This window comes from Kribbella sp. NPDC051770, assembly GCF_040681455.1.
GTDB lineage: Bacteria > Actinomycetota > Actinomycetes > Propionibacteriales > Kribbellaceae > Kribbella.
In genome coordinates this window covers 1-18099 of record NZ_JBFAYT010000016.1, presented here as the reverse complement: position 1 = coordinate 18099, position 18099 = coordinate 1, and the positions used below count along the sequence as shown (strand labels likewise).

Below are 18099 nucleotides of genomic sequence, written 5' to 3'. Positions count from 1 at the left end.
CTCAACCCCGCGCCCGGCTTTCCCTGCGGCGCAGGAACTGCCGCCAGATCGTGCGCTGCAGGAGCAGCGTGACGACGCCGGCCAGCGTCATCCCCGCGAGGTTGATCCCCAGCTGCGCGGCGGCGCCGCCGAGCTGGTCCGGCGCCCACACCGCCGCCGACAGCGCGAGGTCACCGGCGGCCGGGACGGTCGTCACCGAGATGAACACCCCGACCAGCGCGTTCGACCGGCCCGCGGTCTGCGACAGCACCCCGGCACACCCGGCCAGTACGGCGACCACGGCCGACCACCGGTCCGGCCGCCAGATGAACCCGGTCAGCGGCCGCGCCGCCTCGACGTCTGCGGTGCCGATCCAGCCCGCGGCCCGGGCGAGCAGTGCCATCAGCATCGTCAGCACGATCGCGAGCGCGAAGCCCTGGGCGAGCATCCGCAGCGCACCGAGCGTGAGGTTGCCCCGGCCCAGCGCCAGCCCGACCGCCAGTGCCGCGACGACACCGAACTCCGGACCGACCACCATCGCGCCGACGACCAGGATCGAGGAATCGGTGACCACGGCAACGGCCGCGATCATCGTCGCCAGCGTGAGGAACGCGTAGTACGCCCAGGACCCGGAGGCCTCGTTGTAGGCCTGGTCGACGACCGCGTCCCAGATCACCGCGTCGTCCGGGGCACCCGGCGCGGCCCGTTCGGTGGCGCGCGCGTTGTGCGACGGCGTCGCCCCGACCTCCGTCACCGCGACCGATCCGTCGTCGTACAGTCCTTGCTTCTTCAACCAGGTCAGGACGTCCGAGGTCGCCTCGCGGGTCACGTCGCACTCGATCACGTCACCGGCGGGCCGGCGCGCGGCGCCGGGCAGCATCACCACACTGGTCACCCGCGGGTCGCCGACGAGCGTGTCCAGGACGCGCGTGGTGCGATCCGGTGGGACGATGAGACGAAGATGCATCACCGCCCCATCATCGCGTGCCAGGGAGGCAGGATGAGCGAGAGCACGAGCGCGGCGACGCAGGAGGCCGCGCAGGACCGTCCGGAGCTGAAGCGGGTGATGGGACCCGGACTGCTGCTGCTGTTCGTGGTCGGTGACATCCTCGGGACCGGCGTGTACGCGCTGACCGGCAAGGTCGCGGGCGAGGTGGGCGGCGCGGTCTGGCTGCCGTTCCTGTGCGCGTTCATCGTCGCGATGCTGACGGCAACGAGTTACCTGGAGCTGGTCACCAAGTACCCGAAGGCCGGCGGCGCCGCGGTCTACACGCACAAGGCGTTCGGGATCCACTTCCTGACCTTCCTGCTCACCTTCGCGGTGATGTGCTCCGGGCTGACCTCGGCCTCGAGCGCGTCGAAGGCGTTCGCGGCGAACTTCTTCTCCGCGGTCAAGATCGACCCCGACCGCGGCTCGCTGCTGATGATCACCGCGCTGGCGTTCATGACGCTGATTGCCCTGGTCAACCTTCGCGGCGTCGGCGAGAGCGTCAAGGCCAACGTCGTACTGACCTGCATCGAGCTGACCGGTCTGCTGATCGTGATCGGCGTCGGCGCCTGGGCGATCGCGGGCGGAGACGGTGACACCTCGCGGCTCACCGAGTTCCACACCCCCGAGGGCGACAACGCCTTCGGCGCGGTGACCGCGGCGACGGCGCTGGCCTTCTTCGCGATGGTCGGCTTCGAGGACTCGGTGAACATGGCCGAGGAGACCAAGGACCCGGTCCGGATCTTCCCCAAGATCATGCTGATCGGCCTGTCGGTGACCGGCATCATCTACGTGCTGGTCGCGATCTCCGCGGTCACGCTGGTCTCGCCGGACGAGCTGAACCAGGGATCCACACCGCTGCTCAAGGTGGTCCAGGCCGGCGCGCCGGGCTTCCCGATCGAGATCTTCGCCTGGATCACGATGTTCGCGGTCGCCAACTCGGCCCTGATCAACATGCTGATGGCCAGCCGCCTGCTCTACGGCATGTCGCACGAGAAGGTCCTGCCCGGCCCGCTCGGCCGCGTCCTGCACAAGCGCCGGACGCCGTGGGTGGCGATCCTGTTCACCACGCTGCTCGCGTTCTTCCTGATCGGGTACGCCGACCTGACGGCGCTCGGCGGGACGACGGCGTTCCTGCTGCTGTGCGTGTTCGCGGTCGTGAACGTGGCCGTGCTGGTGCTGCGCCGTGACCCGGTCGAGCACAAGCACTTCAAGGCGCCGACGGCGCTGCCGATCCTCGGCGTCATCCTGTGCGTCTACCTGGCCAGCCCGCTGTCGGGCCGGGCCAGCAACGACTACAAGATCGCCGGCTGGCTGATGGTCGTCGGTGTCGGCCTGTGGGCGCTCACCTGGGTGCTGAACAAGTACGTGTTCCACCGCAAGTCCGACTTCGACCCGAGCCACCTGGACCCGAGCGGTCCGGTGAACTGAGTCAGCCAGTGCGCCCGGGTTCCAGCGAGCTCTCGCTCTTCGAGTAGTTGCCACCGAAGCCCCGTCTCGTCCAGCGAGGCGGGGCTTCGGCTTGCCTCGTCCGATCAGTTCGGAAGGTGCGTCGCCTGCGGCGCCCGAGCGGTCCGGCGGACCGACCGCAGCGGCAGCAGCGCGGCCAGTACGACGGTGCCGAGGGCAACGATCCCGAGGCAGACCGCGATCCAGCCCAGTGCCGGGTAGCCGGCGCCGGCGTCGATGGCGCGCCCGCCGAGCCACGGGCCGATGGTGATCCCGACGTTGAACGCGGAGAAGTTCACCGCGGTGGCCAGCGTCGGCGCCTGCTCGGCCAGGCTGAACACCCGGGCGTTGAGCGCCGGGTTGACCGCGAAGCCGAAGCCGCCGAGCAGGAAGATCGCGGCGATCGCGATCACCGGCTGGCCGGCCCGCAGCGCAAGCACCGCCGACATCAGCACGAGACCGCTGATCCCGGCCAGCAGCGTCCGGAACGGCAGCGCGTCGGCGGTCCGGCCGCCGAGGGTGATGCCGATCAGCGAGCCCACGCCGTACAGGGCCAGGACGCCGGGGATCGCGCCGGGCGGCAGGCCGGTGTCGTCGGTGAGCAGCGGCGCGAGGTAGCTGAACACGACCAGGATCGCGGCGGTGACCAGGGCGGTCGTTGCGTACGACAACCACAGCCGCGGGTTCACCATCGCGCGCAGCTCGGCATCGAGCCGCGGGGTGCTTTCGGGCGTGGGCCGGCCGCCGGGGATGGTGCGCAGGATGCCGAGCATCGCCAGCAGCGACATCAGCGCGACCGCCCAGAACGCCGCTCGCCAGCCGAGGTGCTGGCCGATCACGGTGCCGGCCGGGAGGCCGATGATGGTCGCGATGGTGAGGCCGCCGGTCACGACGCTCATCGCCTTGGCCCGCTGGCCGGCGGGGACGAGCCCGACCGCGGCGACGGCGGCGACGGCCCAGAACCCGGCGTACACGAAGGCGCCGACGATCCGGGTCGCGAGCAGGACGCCGTAGTTCGGGGTGAGGGCGCCGGCCACGTGGGTGAGCGCGAAGACCGCGAGGAAGACGAGCAGCGTCGTACGGCGTGGCCAGCGCAGCGTGACGACGGCGAGCACCGGCGCGCCGACCAGCATGCCGACCGCGAACGCGGAGATCAGCAAACCGGCCTGCGGGATGGAGACGCCGAGGTCGGTGGCCATCTCGGGCAGCAGCCCGGCGAGCATCAGCTCCGAGGTGCCCTGGGCGAAGATCGCGAGGCCGATCAGGTACACAGCCAACGGCACAGCGGACCTCCTCGGGCTTCGGTCAGGGTGGACGGACCCAGTGATCAGGTCAGCGCACGGTGAACCGGTCGCCCCCAGAGCCCCCGGTCGCACAACGCGACCTGTAAGTCGCACATAGTGACACAGATTGCGGTCCCATCACGACCCGGCGTCCGCGATGTGGCGCAGGTGACCCCCTCTCCCGTGGTGGCCGAGTCTGCCGCACGGCACCGACAGTCCGGCGGAAACGCGGCTGGAGCAGGTGGAGTTTGGCGCGATCGGGCATCGTGGTGACATGAGTTACCCGAGCCCAGCGCGCCGGCCGAAGCCGGCCGTGGACGCCGCCCGGATCAGCGGCGGGATCAAGCTGCTCGTCGCGCTCGTCGGCCTGATGTGGGTCAGCGAGATCGTCGACACCGCGCTGAACGGCGCCCTGGACCGGTACGGCATCGTCGCCCGCGACCCCGAGGGCCTGGTCGGCATCGTCACGTCGCCGTTCCTGCATCTCGGCTTCGGGCACCTGATCTCCAACACGCTCCCGCTGGTGACGCTCGGCGCGCTGATCGCGATCTCGGGCGCGGTCCGGCTGCTGTCGGTGACCGCGATCGTGGCGGTGATCGGCGGCATCGGGACGTGGCTGATCTCGCCGCCGCACACGATCACGATCGGTGCGAGCGGGTTGGTGTTCGGCTACGCGGCTTACCTGATCGCGCGCGGGGTCTTCAACCGGCGGATCGGTCAGGTGCTGATCGGTGTGGTGGTCGTGCTGGTGTGGGGGAGCGCGCTGCTGGGTGGGTTGCTGCCGCAGGACGGGATCTCGTGGCAGGGGCATCTGTTCGGTGCCATCGCCGGTGTGATGGCGGCGTGGTTCCTGACCGACGAGCGGCGTCAGGTCAGCTGAGCGTGCTGGTGTCGGTGTTGGCTCCACAGACGACCACGACGACTCGCTCATCGGCGGCCGGCTTGTAGGCACCTGAGGTCAGTGCCGCGTAGGCGGTCGCTGCGCCGTGCTCGGTCGCCAGGCGGTACTCGCGCCAGAGCTCCTGCCGGGCTGCGATGATCGCGTGGTCGTCGACGAGCACCGGCTGGATCTGCTGCTTGGTTGCGACCTCGAAGGCGATGTCGCCGAGGCGCCTCGCTCCGAGCGAGTCCGCGGCGACTCCACCGACCTGTACGTCGACCGGCTCGCCCGCGTCGAGCGCCCGCGCCAGTGTCGGCGCGAGCTCCGGCTCGACGGAAACGATCTGCGCGCGGTCGCCGATCGCGGTGGCGATCCCCGCGATCAGGCCTCCGCCGCCGGTCGCGACCAGCACCGTGTCGAAGCCGTCGACCTGGTCGAGCAGCTCGAGTCCGAGCGTTCCCTGCCCGGCGACGACCTCCGGCTGGTCGTACGCGTGCGAGAACAACGCCCCTGACTCCTCGGCGGCGACGACCGCCGCCGCGTAGGCCTCGGCGTACTCGCTGCCGACCTGAACGACGTCCGCGTCGAGCGTCCGGAGCCGCGCGACCTTGGCCGCGGGAGCGCTCTCCGGGACGAAGATCCGGGCCGGGACGCCCAGCTCGCGGGCGGCGTACGCGACGGCGAGACCGGCGTTGCCGCCCGACGCCGTGACCGCGCCGACGCCGGTCAGCGAACCGTCCTCCTTGGCCGCGAGCAGCCGGTTGAACATGCCGCGCGGTTTGAACGATCCGACGTGCTGGAGCAGCTCCAGCTTGAACGTCGCCGTCTCCGAGACCCGCAGGACCGGCGTACGGCGTACCCGGCCTTCGATCCTCGCTGCTGCCTGCTCGACCTGCTCACGCGTCACCGTCACGCCTCCAGCCAACCATGCCTTGTTGCCGTTCGCACCGATGGGTAAGACTGCTCGTGACTCCTGGAGGTGCGATGGGTTCGTACGCCGACAGCTACCGCCGCAGCCTGACCGATCCGGAAGGTTTCTGGCTGGCCGCCGCCGAAGCGATCACCTGGACCCGGCCGCCGACCCGGGCGCTCGAGTCCTCCGCGGCTCCGATCTATCGCTGGTTCCCCGACGGCGAGCTGAACACGGCGTACAACGCGCTCGACCGGCACATCGAGGCCGGCCACGGGCAGCGGACCGCGCTGGTCTACGACTCGCCGGTGACCGACACCCGCCGCACCTACACCTACGCCGAGCTGCGCGACGAGGTCGCGACGTTCGCGGGTGCGCTGCGCGGGCTCGGTGTCGGGAAAGGCGACCGGGTGATCGTCTACCTGCCGATGATCCCCGAGGCCGTGATCACGATGCTGGCCTGCGCGCGGCTCGGGGCGATCCACTCGGTGGTGTTCGGCGGGTTCGCGCCGCGCGAGCTGGCGGCGCGGATCGACGACGCGACGCCGAAGGTGATCGTCGCGGCGTCCTGCGGGATCGAGCCGGGGCGCGTCGTGGAGTACCTGCCGATCATCACCGAGGCGCTGGCGCTGGCTTCGCACCAGCCGGAGCGGACGGTCGTCGTCCAGCGCGAGATCGCGCCCGGGAAACTCGGAGAGCGCGATCTCGACTGGGCCACGCTGATCGCGGACGCCGTACCGGCCGATCCGGTGCCGGTGGCGGCGACCGATCCGTTGTACGTGCTCTACACGTCCGGGACGACGGGCAAGCCGAAGGGCGTCGTCCGGGACAACGGCGGGCACGCGGTGGCGCTGGCGTGGTCGATGAGCGCGGTGTACGACATCGGGCCGGGCGACGTGTGGTGGACCGCCTCCGACGTCGGCTGGGTGGTCGGCCACTCCTACATCGTGTACGCGCCGCTGCTGGTCGGCGCGACCACGATCCTGTACGAGGGCAAGCCGGTCGGGACACCGGACGCGGGCGCGTTCTGGCGGGTCATCTCCCAGCACCACGCGAAAGCGCTCTTCACCGCTCCGACCGCGCTCCGGGCGATCAAGAAGGTCGACCCGGACGCGCTGGAGCTGGACCGGTGCGACCTGAAGAGCAACTTCCGGACCCTGTTCCTGGCCGGTGAGCGGCTCGATCCGGAGACCTACCACTGGGCGCACGAGCATCTCGGCGTACCGGTCGTGGATCACTGGTGGCAGACGGAGACCGGCTGGCCGATCGTCGCGAACCCGCGCGGGCTGGAGCCGATGCCGGCCAAGCCCGGCTCGGCGACGGTGCCGCTGCCCGGGTGGGACGTGCAGATCCTCGACGCTTCCGGTCGTCCGCTCCCGGCGGGGGAGGAGGGCGCGATCGCGATCAAGCTCCCGCTGCCACCCGGCGCGCTGCCGACCCTGTGGGGCGACGACCAGCGCTACGTCGACAACTACCTGAGCGCGTACGACGGCTACTACCTGACGGGCGACTCGGGCTCGATCGACGCCGACGGGTACGTCTTCGTGATGGGCCGGACGGACGACGTGATCAACGTGGCCGGGCACCGGTTGTCGACGGGGAGCATGGAGGCGGTCCTCGCCGCGCATCCTGCTGTGGCGGAGTGTGCGGTGATCGGGGTGCACGACGCGTTGAAGGGTCAGTTGCCGCGGGGTCTGGTTGTTCTCAAGTCTGGCGTCGACATCAGCGAGGACGTGCTCCGCGAGGAGCTGGTGGCCGCCGTACGGCGTGAGATCGGACCGGTCGCGGCGTTCCGTGAGGTGTCGGTCGTCGAGGCGCTCCCGAAGACCCGCTCGGGCAAGATCCTCCGCAAGACCATGCGAGACATCGCCGACGGCCGGGCTGCCCCGGTCCCGTCGACGATCGAGGACGCCTCGGTGCTGGAGACGCTGCGGCCGATCCTCAGAACGCCGTGAGGGGTTCTGTTGCGTAGGCCTTGTGCAGCAGGTCGAGGAACTCGGGCGCTGCGGGGAACTCGACGTCGGCGATCCCGCTGAGAGCGATCCCCGGCGACCACGAGTTCATCACCACCGCCCCGACGAACGGCCGCCCGTCGCCCGCTCGCCCGCCGAGGTCCGCTGCGCTGATCTCGGTGGTGCGCTGCGGCACCTGCAGGTTGCGGCGCACGATCCCCATCGTCGTACCGGTGAGCATCGGCGCTTTCGGCCAGACCACGCTCTCGCCGTCCCAGAACGCCAGGTTCCAGATCGACCCCTCGGTCAGCCGCCCCTGCCGGTCGACGAACGCCGCGTCGTCGTACCCAGCGGCGATCGCCTGCCGCAGCGCGTACGTCTTGGCCGGCTCCCCGACATGCTTCAGCTCCGGCTTGAACCGCTCGTGCTCGAACGTCGCGAGCTTGAGCGGTCCCTCCGGCCCGCTCGACGGCGGCCCGGTCCGTACGAGCAACTCCAGCTTCGCCTCCGCCCCGCTGAACTCCCCGGCCCGCGAGAACACGGTCGCCATCAACGACACATCCTCCGGCCCGGCCTCGACCGCGACCCGCAGCTGATCGCGGACGAGATCATCGGAGAGCGCGCTCCCGAACAGCTCGACCGACGCTGTCCGCAGCCGGTCGAGATGCAGATCGAGCCCGCGCACCAGCCTCCCGCGGATCTGCATCGCGGTGAAGTGCGCGTACCCGGCGAAGGCCAGCGGCGCGAGGTCATCGGCCGGACGGCCGTTACGGTGGACGACGTACGAGTTCATGCGGCGACGCTAAACGCTGACACCAGTGGAAAGGTCAACCCCGATGCTGATCGGCGAGCTGTCCCGCCGCACCGGCGTGACCCCACGGCTCCTGCGCTACTACGAGTCCCAGGGCCTCCTGACCGCCACCCGAGCCCCCAACGGCTACCGCCGCTACCCCGACGGCTCCGAGCTGACCGTCCGCAAAATCCGCATCCTCCTGGACGCCGGCCTCACCACCGAGGACATCAAGAACGTCCTCCCGTGCACCCGCGAGATCCGCGACAACGAGACAGTCTTCGACTGGTGCGACAGCCTGCGAACGCTGCTCGACCAAGAGCTGGCGGCGATGGACAACCAACTCGGCAGCCTGCAGCGCACGCGGGACACGCTCGCCGGGTATCTGAACCAGGCGGAGCATCGGTAGGCGATCAGGCGCGCCTCCGCTCGACCACCCATGAATCAGCTTGCTCTTGACCCTCACGTGACGTGATGCCGCATAGTCCCGGCATGGGCGAACACCTCACCGTCGGGCACGTGGCCGAGCTCGCCGGCGTCAGCGTCCGGACACTGCACCACTACGACGAGATCGGCCTCGTCCACCCGTCGGCGCGAACGGCGGCCGGCTACCGGGCCTACTCGGCGGACGACGTCGAGCGGCTCCGAGAGGTTCTCGTGTACCGGCGCCTCGGCCTCGGCCTGCGCGAGATCGCGGACCTGGTCAACGACCCGGCCCTGAACGCGGTCGCCCGGCTGCACCGGCTGCACGGTCTCCTCCTCGAGCAACGCGACCGAGCCGCCGCGCTGGTGACCGCGATCGACACCGAACTGAAGGAGCGCGCGATGGGACTTCGCACGACACCACAGCAACAGCTCGGCCCGTTCGGCGCTCAGCTGTACGAGGCGATCGGCTCGGCGTACCCGGCAACTCGTCGTACCGAACCACGCATCGCCGCACAGCTCTGGGCCGCGCTCGGCGACGCCGAGACAGTGCTCAACGTCGGCGCGGGCTCCGGCTCGTACGAACCACCGGACCGCGACGTCACAGCGGTCGAGCCATCGGCGGTGATGCGCGACCAGCGCCCGGCCGGCGCGGCCCGCTGCCTCGCCGCGAGCGCCGAGAGCCTGCCGTTCGAGGACCAGTCGTTCGACGCCGCGATGGCGGTGAGCACGCTGCACCACTGGCACGACCCGATCGCGGGTCTGCGCGAGATGCGCCGCGTGGCCCGGCGCGTCGTGGTGTTCACCCACGACGCCAGCGCCGCCGGCTGGCTGCACCGCTTCTGGCTGACCCGCGACTACCTCCCGGAGGTCGCCGCCCTCACCGCCGGCCGCCCCTCGATCGACGAACTGCGCCGCGCGATCAACGCCCGCCTGGAGCCGGTCCTGGTCCCCTGGGACTGCGCCGACGGCTTCTTCGAGGCACACTGGCGCCGCCCCGAGGCCTACCTCGAAGAGCCCGTACGCCGAGCAGTATCGGTCTGGTCCCGCGTCGGACCGGAGGCCGAACACCGCGCAATCGACCGCCTCAGCGCCGACCTGACGTCAAACCGCTGGTCCGAACGAAACAGCGAACTAGTCGCCCTCGACGCGGCAGAGCTGGGCCTGCGGCTGCTGGTCGCGTGAGGCAAACGTGCGGTGCCGCCCGGGCTGCGGTTGTTGGTCGCGTGAGGCACGGCAGAACGCGGGGAGCGTGAGGCAGACGAGCGAGTGGAGGCCGGCCGGCCCGACGGGCGGGTGCCCAGCGAGCACGCAGCTGTCGGGTGGCCTAAAGCTCGGCGAGGAAGTTGTTCACCAGCGGGCTGGCCGTCTCGCGGTACTCGTGGAAGTAAGCGTGCCGCGCGCCCCCGATCAGCTCCGCGTGGGCGTTCGGGATCCGGTCGGCGAGTAGCTGTGCGTTGGCGGCGGGGCTGAAGATGTCTTCGGTGCCGTGGAGGATCAGGGTCGGGGACTGGATGGTCTCCAGGCCCTCCCAGGCGTCGTGGTTGTTGCTGGCGACCAGGTGGCGGCCTTTGGCGTACGCCGGCATCGTGGCGTCGCCGAGCACCGGATACGGCCCGGGGTGCCGGGCGACCCAGTCGGGGGTGTACATCAGGTCGATCAGTACCGCGTCGCGTTCGGCCTGATCTCGGACAGAGAGCGCTCTCCGGATTTCCTGGCTTCTCTCGAAGCCGTGGGAGCGGCCGGGTGACGTGCAGCCGAGGACCAGGCCGCGGACGCGGTCGGGGTGCAGGATCGCGAGCCACTGGGCGACCCGGCCGCCCATCGACGCGCCGTACACGTCGACCCGCGCGAGGCCCAGTGCGTCGAGGACGGCGATCGCGTCCTCGGCGAAGCCGGGGGTGCTGTAGATCTCGTCGGGGCGGTCGCTGGCGCCGGTGCCGCGGTAGTCGAGGGTGATCGTCGTACGGAGGGAGAAGTCGGCGCGGACCGGGTCCCACCAGTGGTGGTTGTTGGCCTGGCCGGCGAGCAGGAGGAGCGGGAGGTTGCCTGGGGCGCCTTCCTCCAGCTGGTACGCGATCCGGCACCCGTCGGCAGCTTCGGCGAACATGGCTTCAGTCTGCCGTGCTTCGGTGAAGGGTTAGGCTCCAGGTATGCGAGTCGTGATAGCGGGTGGACACGGGCAGATCGCGTTGCGGTTGACCAAGCTGCTGGCCGGCGGTGGGCACGAGGTGGTCGGCCTGGTCCGGAACCCGGCGCACGAGACCGATGTCGCCGCCGCCGGCGGGCAGGTCGCCGTACTGGATCTCGAGCAGGCCGACGCCGGCTCCGTCGCCAAAGTGTTGAGCGGTGCCGACGTCGCGATCTTCGCCGCGGGCGCCGGGGCGGGCAGCGGGAACGCCCGCAAGGACACCGTGGACCGCGGCGCGGCGGCGCTGTTCGCCGACCACACCGGCGCCGGCAAGGTCACCCGCGACGACGTCGCCGCCGTGCTGGCCGGGCTGTGCGAGACCCCGGCCGCGATCGGCCGCACCCTCGAACTGATCGCCGGCGACACCCCGGTCGCCGACGCGCTGCACCAGCTCTGATCACTCCCGTTGCCGCTGGCAACAGATTGCGATGCCTCTGATGGGTGACACCCTCCGCCAGATCCAGTTCGAGCGGACCGCGAACAGCAAGTACGTCGTCCGCAACAAGCGTGGCGGCGAGCTGGTGGTCGGCTCCGGCGGTCCCGACGACACCGACTTCACCCCGGTCGAGCTGCTGCTCGCCGCGATCGGCGTCTGCTCCGCGATCGACGTCGACGTGGTCACCAGCCGTCGCTCCGAGCCGGCCGAGTTCAGCGCGACGGTCAGCGGCGACAAGGTCCGCGACGCCGAGCAGGGCAACCGCCTGGAGAACCTGAAGGTCGAGTTCACCATCACCTTCCCCGAAGGCGAGGACGGCGACAAGGCCCGCGAGGCGCTCCCGCGCGCGGTCAAGATGTCCCACGACCGCCTCTGCACGGTCAGCCGCACGGTCGAGGTCGGTACGCCGATCGCGGTCGACCTGAATGCCGGCGAACTGACGATCACCCCAGATGAGCGTCCAGCTGATCCATCGTCCGACTGAACGCGCTCTCCAGGTCGACGCCGTAGGCGTCGGCCAGCACGAGCACCGACCACAGGCAGTCGGCCAGCTCGTGCGCGAACGCCTCGTCCAGGTCGTCGCGAGGGCGCACGCCTTCCTTGCCCTGGACGAGCTTCGCGAGATCCCCGACGTCGCCGAGGAACCCGAGCATCAGCTCCTCACGCGTCCACTCGCGGCCGTAGCGGGCGGTTTCCGTCGCGGCGTACTTGCTGCGGATCTCGCGGGCGCGGGTGACCAGCTCCGAGAACTCCATGGGGGGACGTTAGCCGGAGGCTCGGTCGCGGCGGTCAGCGGTGCATCGTGTGGCGGTGCAGATGCCACCCGGCGGTTCTGGTCGCTCGCAGGATCTCGCCAGTCGTGCGGATCTTGCGCGGCGTCATCCAGGACTGCGACGGTTTGTGCAGCGCCCAGCCTGCACCGATGGTGACGGCGGCATGCTGAACAGCGCGATCAGCCGAGCGCCACACCAGCACAGTCCCCGGTACGCCGTCCCGTCCGCCGCGGCTCGTCGACCGCTCGAGCCACTCGTCGAACGGCGCCCGCTGCATCCACTCGTTCTCCGCGCCCTCGATCCCCGCCGCGGCCATCACCGTGCCGAAGCAGTTCGGCCCGCTGCCGTCGGGAAACGTCCCGGCCAGCTCCCGCGCCCGGGGGAGCACCACCTCGGCCTCGCGCCACACGACAGCAGCGACCTCCCGATGCCGGCTCGGCCCGATGTCCTGCATCACCACCCGCGGCAGCACGGCCCCCGGATCGCCCAGAAGCGACTTCCACCAGACGAACCGATGCCCGTCCGCCTGCCCCCGGATCTCGTCCCCGAGCACCCCGCGCCAGGCCCGCACCGTCGGTACGGCGGCCCGCTCATGCACCACCTGCGCCCGCACCAACCCCGCCCGCACCTTCCGCGGGAGATCCGAGAACGCGCTCTCCGACAACCAAGAGCACCGCAGCCGCGAGTCCACGGCGTACGAGAGGAACGTGTCGCGCAATTGCCGATCCGGCTCCTCGTCCGACAGCGGCAGCTCCCAGTCGGCGGCCTGGCGGGCGGTCACGTAGAAAGGCTGCCGATCAGGAGCGAGCCAGTCGACCCAGCGCCCGAGGAGATCATCGGAGAGCGCGATCCCGGCGATCTCGATCACGGAGTCGCCGGCGGCTGCGTCGGCCCGCGGTACGGCAAGGTCTCGGTGTACACCAGATTCGTCGTGGTCGACCCGAACTCGGTCAGCTCGTTGACCAACTGCTCCAGATGCGCCATCGACGCGGCGGCGACCTTCAGCAAGTAGCAGTCGTCGCCCGTGGTCCGCAGGCACTCCAGGATCTCGATCCGCTCCGCGAGCAGCCGGTGCAGCGGCTCGTGCCGGTTTCCGGGGTACTTGAGCCGGATCACCGCCAGTACGCCGTACCCGGCGGCCGGCAGGTCGATGCGCGCGCCGTACCCGCTGATCACGCCGCTGGACTCCAGCCGCTTGACCCGCTCGGTGGTCGCCGACGCGCTCAGGTTCACCCGCCGGCCGAGCTCGGTCAGGGCGATCCGCCCGTCGCGCTGCAGCTCGCCGAGGATGGCCCAGTCGGTCGTGTCGAGATCCACGGTCACCGCGCCAAGATACCGGCGGATCCACGGCCGGGCAGCCGGATTTCCGGGAGGAATCCGTTCAGAACCGCCCCTCGCCCTGGATAGCCTGAACGGCATGCGACTCGGTGTGAACGTCCCCAACTTCGGCCCTGGTACGACGCCCGACCGGCTGCTCGCCTGGGCCCGGACCGTCGAGGGGCTCGGCTACGACCTGCTCCTGCTGTCCGACCACGTCGCGATCACGCCGGACGTCGCGGAGCAGTACCCGGCACCGTTCTACGAGCCGTTCACGACGCTGTCCTGGCTGGCCGGGCAGACCGGTTCGATCAAACTCGGGACCACGGTGCTGATCGCGCCGTACCGGCACCCGCTGCTGGTCGCGCGGATGGCCGCGAACCTGCACCAGCTCAGCGGCGGCCGGTTCGTGCTCGGCGTCGGCGTCGGCTGGGCGGCCCAGGAGTTCGATGCCCTCGGCCTCGATTTCCGGCGCCGTGGGCAACAGACCGACGAACTGCTCGACGCGCTCACCACCGCGTGGCGGGACACCGCGGACTACGGCAGCAACGACATCCCGATCTGGGTCGGCGGCGTGACCGACGCCGGTCTGCGCCGGGCGATCCGGTACGGCGCCTCGTGGCACCCGCTGCGGCAGCCGATGGGCTGGATGCGCGACGCCGCCGCCCGGTTGCGCGCGAAGGCCGACGAGCTCGGCAAGCCCGATCCCGGGTTCGCGCCGCGGATCTTGCTCCGGCTCACCGACCGGCCCGAGCCCGAGGCGACCCGCAAGGCCGGCGAGGGATCGATCGACCAGATCCTCGGCGACCTCGACGAGCTGCGGCTGCTCGGTGCGCACACCGTCGTACTGGACCCTTTCGCCGGCGATCCCGCCGAGACCGAACACCCCGAGATCGCCTGGCAGGCCCTGGCGACCGTGCAGGCAGGAATGGAGAAACCGTGACCCCCGACGAACTACTGCGGCGCGCGATCGCGCTCTCGGCGACCGCGATCGAGAGCGGCAACCCGCCGTTCGGATCGCTGCTGGCCGATGCCGACGGCAACGTTCTGGCCGAGGACCACAACACCTCGGTGACCGGCAACGACATCACCGCGCACCCGGAGCTGAAGCTCGCGCTGTGGGCGGCCCGGAACCTGAGCGCCGAGGCCGCGGCGAGCACGACCATGTACACGAGCTGCGAGCCGTGCGGGATGTGCGCGGGAGCGCTCGAACGGTCCGGGCTCGGGCGGGTGGTGTACGCGATGACCGGGGCGCAGGTGAACGCGCTCAAGCCGGGCGGCGGGTTCACGCCGGTGCCGTCGGAGGGGCCGCTGCTGCCTGACGAGGCGAGCGCTGTTGCGGCGGAGTACTACAAGAGCTGACGCGAGTACTGCGGGAGCTGGCCGGAGTGCTGCAGGAGCTGATTGCGTGGGGCCCGGCGGGCAAGGCCGGGCCCCTGCTGTCAGTTCGGGCCGAGGCAGAGCGTGTAGCCGGTCGAGCCGCGCTTCTCGGTGTAGGTCACCGTCGCCTCGTCGTACATGTCGCAGGTGCTGGACACCGACGAGCTGACCCGGCCGAGCACCTTGAACTCGGCGTCGGCCGAGCTGCAGTCGACGACCTTGACGTCCGGGTCGCTGCTGGTGCCCGCGTTCATCACGCAGTCACCGGCCTTGGCCTCGGACGACGTCGTGGTGGTCAGGTTGCCGACGACGATCGCGGCGATCACGGCGATCGGGAGCAGCAGGCCGAGGACCTGGGGGCGCTTGAAGAGCGGCTTGCCCGGGTTCATCGGGCGGCCCGGGGCGCCGGGCGCGGGCTCGGGGAGCTCCTGGAACTTCTTCCACGGGCCGATGTTCGACAGCATCGTGAACGGGTTGATGATCGCCGAGCCGATACCCCACCAGCCCTGCCACATGCTCTTCGCGGTCATGTCACGCACGCTCGCGGTGCCGCAGGTCTTGCAGAACGGACCTTCGAGGCGCAGGAGGCGCATCACGATCAGCAGGCCCATGTGGCCGCGGACCTTCGCCTGGACCGCGGGGACGGCGCCGCAGAAGCGGCACTGCAGCGCGCCGACCGGCGGCATGTTCGGCTGGAACTGCCGCTGACCGAACTGCTGGTCGTGCTGCGGCTGCTGGTACTGCTGACCCGGCTGCTGGTCGTACTGGGGCTGTCCGTACGGCGCCTGGTGCGGCGGCGGGCCCTGGTACTCGCCCGGCTGTCCCGGCATCGGCTGGCCCGGAACCTGCTGGCCCGGCGGGAGCGTGCCCGGCTGCGGCTGCCCCGGCTGGCCGGCGTACTGGGGGAACTGCTCCTGCGGGGGACCGTAGCCACCGGGCTGGCCGGCGTACGGGTTGTGGGGCGGTTGCGGCGGAGTCGTGGTCACGGATACTTCCTGTTGCTCGCTCGGGACAGCTCTGGGACAGATGGACCTTACTCACCACTGACGGTCAACACCGCGACTCCGGTTCCATCAGTTACGAAACCTTTTCCGCAGCTCCACAAGCCGTCACCGCGCCGCTGCGATCTGTGGCGGATCAGCTCTTGTACCGACTGACGAGTTCCGCGCCGATCCGCGCGAGCTCGGCCTGAACCTCCGGGGGATCGAGGACCTCGATCGACCCGCCCCACCCGGCGAGGTGCTGCGCGATCATCAGCGGCGTCGGCGCGGTGATCCGCGTCCGCACCCAGCCGTCGGTGGGCGGGCCGAGCACCTCGCAGTGGCGGCCGAGGCGGTCCTGCATCACCCAGAGGTGGCGTTCCTGAACCAGTACGGTCGCCGCGAACAGCGACCGGTTGAACTCCATCTCCTCGACGACTCGCGCCCAGGCCGCCGACAGGTCGAAGTCGTCGGGGCGTTCGGCGGACTCGTCGGTGACGGTCGCGTCGATCACCCGATCGACGCGGAACGTCCGCTGGCCTTTCGGCGTACCGGCGATCAGGTACCAGACGTCGTCCTTGTCGATCAGGCCGAGCGGTGAGACCAGGCGCTCAGACGGGTCGGCGCCCCGGCGTCCGGCGTACTGGAGCCGGACCTTCAACCGGCGTACGACGGCGTGCTGGAGATCGTTGACCAGGATCGGCCGGGCCTTGTCGTTCTCGCCCCACCCGGCCGGGTCGATCACGACCGCCTCGGCGGCCGCCTCCGCGTCGCCGCGGAAGGTCTCCGGGAGAGCGCGCACCAGCTTTCTCAGCGCGGCCTTGGCGTCGGGCGCGATCGCGGCCGCGGGGCCGACGAGCAGGAACAGCGCCTGTGCCTCGGTCGCGGTCAGGCCGCTCAGATCTGTGCGCGACCCGCCCAGCAGTGACCAGCCGCCGTTGCGGCCGCGTTCGGGGTAGACCGGGATGCCCGCGGTCGAGAGTGCTTCGAGATCGCGGCGCGCGGTGGCGACCGAGATCTCCAGCTCCGAGGCCAGCTCGGCCGCCGTCACCCGGCCCCGGGCCTGCATCAGCAACAGGGTCGCCACCAGCCGATCAGCGCGCATACCCGCCAGTGTCGCAGGCTAAGTGCTCACCCCTTGAGCACTTTCACCTCGGCGGCGGGCAGATGCTTCCACCAGTAGTCGTAGCGCCGGTAGACCCGGGGATCGCGCTCTCTCAGGATCTTGAACAGATCTCGGGCCTCGGCGCGCAGCCCCTTCCACGCCGCGGCGGGCAGCTTGCGGAACGCGGTCGCCTCGATCCCGTCCTCGACCGGCCGCCAGACCCCGGCGACGTACCCGTCGGCCAGGAGCGTGGGGAGCACGTCGCCGTTGTTCCGGGTGATGACGCGCTTGTACTCCGGCGGTACGACGCGGCCGCGGTCGTCGTACGCGAGCAGGACGCTGTCCCACATCGCCATCAGCCGCGGCGGGACCTCCAGGTCGTCATCGGGCCGGGCACCGCCTGGTACGTCGTACAGGATCTTGCCGTCCGGCCCCTCGAGCTCCTCCAGGTCGAGCGCCGCGACCGCGGTCTTCACCCGCCCACGCGTCACCTTCACGAACTGCGCGATGTCCGCGATCGACGCCGGCCCGAACCCCTCCAGGTAGCGCCGCGTCACCAGCTCCAGCCCTCGGGCGGGGGCGGCCGGGGAACTCGACGCGGCGATGAACGCCGGCCGCTGCCCGAACGACCACGGCCCACCGGTCGGCGCATGCAGCAACGGCGCGACCGCGCGCATCGCCCACCACATCTCGGTCCCACCGGTCCCGAGCCGCTGGTTCAGCCACTCCTCGAACTCCGCCCCCAACCGAGGCTCCTTCGCGAAGGCCGCCAGCTCGACGCCGAGCGCGTGCGCCTCCTCCTCACTCACCCCACCGGCCGCGAACGCCGCCTGGAACTGCGCACTGTTCATCATCGGCACGATCGCCGCCCGGAACGCCGCATGCTCGTCGGCATGCACCGCGTGCAACGTCATCCGCATCAACGTCGCCTTCACCACGACCCCCGCGGTGAACGCCGCATCCAGCTCACCCGGATCGAACCCCACCACCCGGTTGAACAACGCCACGTACGGCGAAGCCGGATGCTGCGCCTGCACAGCCACCATCCGCTTCACCGCCTCGGCAACGCTGAGCTCCTCCCGCTCCACCAGCAACTGCCGAACCATCGAAGCCCTGTTCAACCCCCGCACCGAGACCGTCATCCGCAGATTCCACCACGCAGGACGGTCAGCAGGAGGTGGTCGAGCGGCGATGGCGAAGCCAAGCCGCTGGCCGCTGGCCGCTGGCCGCTGGCCGCTGGCCGCTGGCCGCTGGCCGCTGGCC

Annotated in this window: 20 protein-coding genes; 9 read left to right on the top strand and 11 right to left on the bottom strand. The window is 70.6% G+C overall.

Features of this window, described 5'->3' with window-relative positions; genetic code table 11:
• Position 1: 1 nt before the first annotated feature.
• The gene (locus tag AB0M01_RS35335) at positions 2-946 is read right to left on the bottom strand and encodes a DUF389 domain-containing protein (protein WP_363676856.1); all 945 of its coding nucleotides are present in this window, start codon (positions 944-946) and stop codon (positions 2-4) included.
• Positions 947-979: 33 nt separating this feature from the next.
• Between AB0M01_RS35335 and AB0M01_RS35330 the strand changes: the two genes are divergently transcribed.
• Complete coding sequence (locus AB0M01_RS35330) at positions 980-2398, top strand: APC family permease (RefSeq protein ID WP_363676855.1); 1419 nt, start codon at positions 980-982, stop codon at positions 2396-2398.
• A gap of 104 nt (positions 2399-2502) precedes the next feature.
• On the opposite strand, the gene AB0M01_RS35325 is transcribed toward AB0M01_RS35330, so the two are convergent.
• Positions 2503-3699, bottom strand: a complete 1197-nt coding sequence (locus AB0M01_RS35325; protein ID WP_363676854.1) for a Cmx/CmrA family chloramphenicol efflux MFS transporter — start codon at positions 3697-3699, stop codon at positions 2503-2505.
• A 274-nt stretch (positions 3700-3973) separates the two neighbouring features.
• Between AB0M01_RS35325 and AB0M01_RS35320 the strand changes: the two genes are divergently transcribed.
• Positions 3974-4579, top strand: coding sequence for a rhomboid family intramembrane serine protease (locus tag AB0M01_RS35320; protein ID WP_363676853.1), 606 nt, complete (start codon positions 3974-3976; stop codon positions 4577-4579).
• Here the strand turns inward: AB0M01_RS35320 and AB0M01_RS35315 are convergent.
• Complete coding sequence (locus AB0M01_RS35315; RefSeq protein WP_363676852.1) at positions 4572-5492, bottom strand: threonine/serine dehydratase; 921 nt, start codon at positions 5490-5492, stop codon at positions 4572-4574. The two genes, AB0M01_RS35320 and AB0M01_RS35315, sit on opposite strands and share 8 nt — an antisense overlap.
• A gap of 71 nt (positions 5493-5563) precedes the next feature.
• Between AB0M01_RS35315 and AB0M01_RS35310 the strand changes: the two genes are divergently transcribed.
• Positions 5564-7444 (top strand): propionyl-CoA synthetase, encoded by a 1881-nt coding sequence (locus AB0M01_RS35310; protein ID WP_363676851.1) that lies wholly within the window; start codon positions 5564-5566, stop codon positions 7442-7444.
• Here the strand turns inward: AB0M01_RS35310 and AB0M01_RS35305 are convergent.
• The gene (locus AB0M01_RS35305; RefSeq protein WP_363676850.1) at positions 7431-8234 is read right to left on the bottom strand and encodes an aminotransferase class IV family protein; all 804 of its coding nucleotides are present in this window, start codon (positions 8232-8234) and stop codon (positions 7431-7433) included. The two genes, AB0M01_RS35310 and AB0M01_RS35305, sit on opposite strands and share 14 nt — an antisense overlap.
• A 25-nt stretch (positions 8235-8259) precedes the next feature.
• On the opposite strand from AB0M01_RS35305, the gene AB0M01_RS35300 reads away from it, so the two are divergent.
• Positions 8260-8640 carry a MerR family transcriptional regulator gene (locus AB0M01_RS35300; protein WP_363676849.1) on the top strand — a complete coding sequence of 127 codons (381 nt, stop codon included), beginning with the start codon at positions 8260-8262 and terminating at the stop codon, positions 8638-8640.
• Between the two features lie 83 nt (positions 8641-8723).
• Entirely contained in the window at positions 8724-9839 is a 1116-nt protein-coding gene (locus tag AB0M01_RS35295) for a MerR family transcriptional regulator (protein WP_363676848.1), read from the top strand.
• 142 nt (positions 9840-9981) lie between these two features.
• On the opposite strand, the gene AB0M01_RS35290 is transcribed toward AB0M01_RS35295, so the two are convergent.
• Positions 9982-10764 carry an alpha/beta fold hydrolase gene (locus AB0M01_RS35290; RefSeq protein ID WP_363676847.1) on the bottom strand — a complete coding sequence of 261 codons (783 nt, stop codon included), beginning with the start codon at positions 10762-10764 and terminating at the stop codon, positions 9982-9984.
• A 43-nt stretch (positions 10765-10807) separates the two neighbouring features.
• Between AB0M01_RS35290 and AB0M01_RS35285 the strand changes: the two genes are divergently transcribed.
• Positions 10808-11242: an NAD(P)H-binding protein gene (locus AB0M01_RS35285; RefSeq protein WP_363676846.1), complete on the top strand. Its 435-nt coding sequence runs from the start codon at positions 10808-10810 to the stop codon at positions 11240-11242.
• A gap of 40 nt (positions 11243-11282) precedes the next feature.
• Positions 11283-11765, top strand: a complete 483-nt coding sequence (locus AB0M01_RS35280; RefSeq protein WP_363676845.1) for an OsmC family protein — start codon at positions 11283-11285, stop codon at positions 11763-11765.
• On the opposite strand, the gene AB0M01_RS35275 is transcribed toward AB0M01_RS35280, so the two are convergent.
• From AB0M01_RS35275 to AB0M01_RS35265, 3 genes are read right to left on the bottom strand one after another with little or no spacing between them, the layout of a single operon-like run.
• Entirely contained in the window at positions 11725-12036 is a 312-nt protein-coding gene (locus AB0M01_RS35275) for a MazG nucleotide pyrophosphohydrolase domain-containing protein (protein WP_363676844.1), read from the bottom strand. The two genes, AB0M01_RS35280 and AB0M01_RS35275, sit on opposite strands and share 41 nt — an antisense overlap.
• 34 nt (positions 12037-12070) lie before the next feature.
• Complete coding sequence (locus AB0M01_RS35270; protein WP_363676843.1) at positions 12071-12922, bottom strand: hypothetical protein; 852 nt, start codon at positions 12920-12922, stop codon at positions 12071-12073.
• Positions 12919-13377: an Lrp/AsnC family transcriptional regulator gene (locus AB0M01_RS35265; protein ID WP_363676842.1), complete on the bottom strand. Its 459-nt coding sequence runs from the start codon at positions 13375-13377 to the stop codon at positions 12919-12921. Before AB0M01_RS35265 ends, AB0M01_RS35270 begins: the two co-directional genes overlap by 4 nt.
• Before the next feature lie 94 nt (positions 13378-13471).
• On the opposite strand from AB0M01_RS35265, the gene AB0M01_RS35260 reads away from it, so the two are divergent.
• Both AB0M01_RS35260 and AB0M01_RS35255 read left to right on the top strand, forming a co-directional pair.
• Positions 13472-14314 carry an LLM class flavin-dependent oxidoreductase gene (locus AB0M01_RS35260; RefSeq protein WP_363676841.1) on the top strand — a complete coding sequence of 281 codons (843 nt, stop codon included), beginning with the start codon at positions 13472-13474 and terminating at the stop codon, positions 14312-14314.
• On the top strand, positions 14311-14733 hold the full coding sequence (locus AB0M01_RS35255) for a nucleoside deaminase (protein ID WP_363676840.1): 423 nt from the start codon (positions 14311-14313) through the stop codon (positions 14731-14733). The genes AB0M01_RS35260 and AB0M01_RS35255 overlap by 4 nt, the downstream gene beginning before the upstream one ends.
• An 80-nt stretch (positions 14734-14813) precedes the next feature.
• Here the strand turns inward: AB0M01_RS35255 and AB0M01_RS35250 are convergent, their stop codons facing one another.
• The 3 genes from AB0M01_RS35250 to AB0M01_RS35240 form a co-directional block, all read right to left on the bottom strand.
• Positions 14814-15737: a toxin-antitoxin system, toxin component gene (locus AB0M01_RS35250; protein WP_363676839.1), complete on the bottom strand. Its 924-nt coding sequence runs from the start codon at positions 15735-15737 to the stop codon at positions 14814-14816.
• A gap of 151 nt (positions 15738-15888) precedes the next feature.
• The gene (locus tag AB0M01_RS35245; protein WP_363676838.1) at positions 15889-16836 is read right to left on the bottom strand and encodes a WYL domain-containing protein; all 948 of its coding nucleotides are present in this window, start codon (positions 16834-16836) and stop codon (positions 15889-15891) included.
• Positions 16837-16862: 26 nt separating this feature from the next.
• A complete protein-coding gene (locus tag AB0M01_RS35240; RefSeq protein WP_363676837.1) occupies positions 16863-17942 on the bottom strand; it encodes a winged helix DNA-binding domain-containing protein in 1080 nt (359 codons plus the stop codon).
• Positions 17943-18099 lie beyond the last annotated feature (157 nt).